Here is a 1,561-nt window from a genome sequence, read left to right on the forward strand (position 1 = left end):
CTAGTGCTGCTCCGCGTTAGTTCGTTGAGGGGCGTTGGGGCATCAGGAAGTTTTGAGCGGGGTGCCGTCGTAGGTCCAGCGGTAGGGCCTGGCGGTGGTGTTGTGGTTGATCACGTAGGTGTCCAGTTTGTCGATGAGGTCGTCGCGGCTGGAGAAGTCGCCGTGCCGCAGCACCCGGCGGGTCATCGCTGAGAACAACAGCTCGACCTGGTTCAGCCAGGAAGCGTGCGGCGGAGTCCAGTGCACGGTCCATCTCGGATGGTCGGCCAGCCACCTCTTGGTGTGCCTGGCGGTGTGGGAGGAACCGTTGTCCAGGACGACGTGGATGTCCTGGCCCGGAGCGATGACCATGTCGAGCTGGTCGAGGAAGCCGGTGAAGGTCACCGCGTTGTTGCGGGTGATGATCTCGGTGAGGTCCTCGCCGGTGCGCACGTCCAGGGCCGCGACCAGGGAGGTGGTGCCGTGGCGGCGGTACTCGAACTCCTCCAGGGCCGGCCTGCCCGGTGCGGCGGGGCGGCCGGGGTGGCGCCGGGAGCGGGCCGCGATCGCGGTCTTCTCGTCGATGGACAGCAGCATCGCGCCTTCGGGCGGGTTGCGGTACAGGTCGCAGATGTCGGCGGCCCGCTGCCAGAAGTCGGGGGTGTCGCGGCGGGTGAGCCAGCCCCGCACCCGGTGCGGCTTGAGGTCCAGGCCGGCCAGGATCCGGCCGACCTGGGAAGCGGAGACCGTGGCGAACACCGTGCCCGCGACCCTGGCGGCGATCGTCCGGTGCGACCAGGTCGACTCCGGGTGCGGCGGTGCGCTGGCAGCCGTGGCCACGATCGCCACCCGCACTGCGGGTCCGTAGGTCTTGGGACGGCCCGAGCGGGCGGCGTCCCGCAGCCCGTCCAGGCCCGCGGCGGCGAACCGGCCACGCCACTTGCGCACCGTGTTCACGCTGACGTCCAACTGCCGGGCGATGGCCCCGTTGCTGTCACCATCGGCGGCAGCCAGCACGATCCGCGCCCGCAGAACCGCCCTGACCTGCCCCTTCACTGATAACGCCACACGTGTCAGACGCTCGCGCACCGCCGCGTCCAGCTCCACCCCGACCGCCGCACCCATCCCCGCCACGCACCTCGCAACCCCTTCACCGGCGAAAGAGACGATCATGGCGTGCCGGGGCGGCAGCCGTGCAGGATGGACCCCGTGCCGAAGAACCCGCCCGAGTCCATGCAGCACCACCTCCGCGTCCGACTGCGCGACCGCGCGCGGGAACGCTGGCCCCAGCTCTCGGGTGTCCAGGTCCGTTTCCGTACGGGATTCGCCTACGTGGCAGGCGAATTGCCAGGCGAAGAGGAACCGCTGCCCCTGTGCCGCCTGCGCTTCACCGGCGTCCTGCACACCTGGGGCTTCGCCATCTACCTCGCCAGCAGCGGCAAGTACCAGGACAACTTCCTGCCCACCGGCCTGCCCTTCGGCTCCCCCGAAGAAGCCCTCGACTGCGCCTGCGGCCTCTACCTCAACGACCCCACCGCCTGGACCACACCACCCTCCACGAACTAACGCGGAGCAGCACTAG

General features: G+C 69.8%; 2 protein-coding genes. One reads left to right on the forward strand and one right to left on the reverse strand.

Annotated elements, in window-relative coordinates:
- Positions 1 to 42: 42 nt before the first annotated feature.
- Positions 43 to 1,104, reverse strand: coding sequence for an IS630 family transposase (locus ACWD68_RS41840; protein ID WP_451811712.1), 1,062 nt, complete (start codon positions 1,102 to 1,104; stop codon positions 43 to 45).
- An 84-nt stretch (positions 1,105 to 1,188) separates the two neighbouring features.
- Between ACWD68_RS41840 and ACWD68_RS41845 the strand changes: the two genes are divergently transcribed.
- Positions 1,189 to 1,545: a hypothetical protein gene (locus tag ACWD68_RS41845; RefSeq protein ID WP_451811713.1), complete on the forward strand. Its 357-nt coding sequence runs from the start codon at positions 1,189 to 1,191 to the stop codon at positions 1,543 to 1,545.
- Positions 1,546 to 1,561: the final 16 nt, after the last annotated feature.

The organism is Streptomyces sp. NPDC005141, from assembly GCF_053599975.1.

Excerpts from the sequence above, each read along its gene's own strand:
- ACWD68_RS41840 (WP_451811712.1), bottom strand. The coding sequence starts at position 1,104 with ATGGGTGCGGCGGTCGGGGTGGAGCTGGACGCGGCGGTGCGCGAGCGT.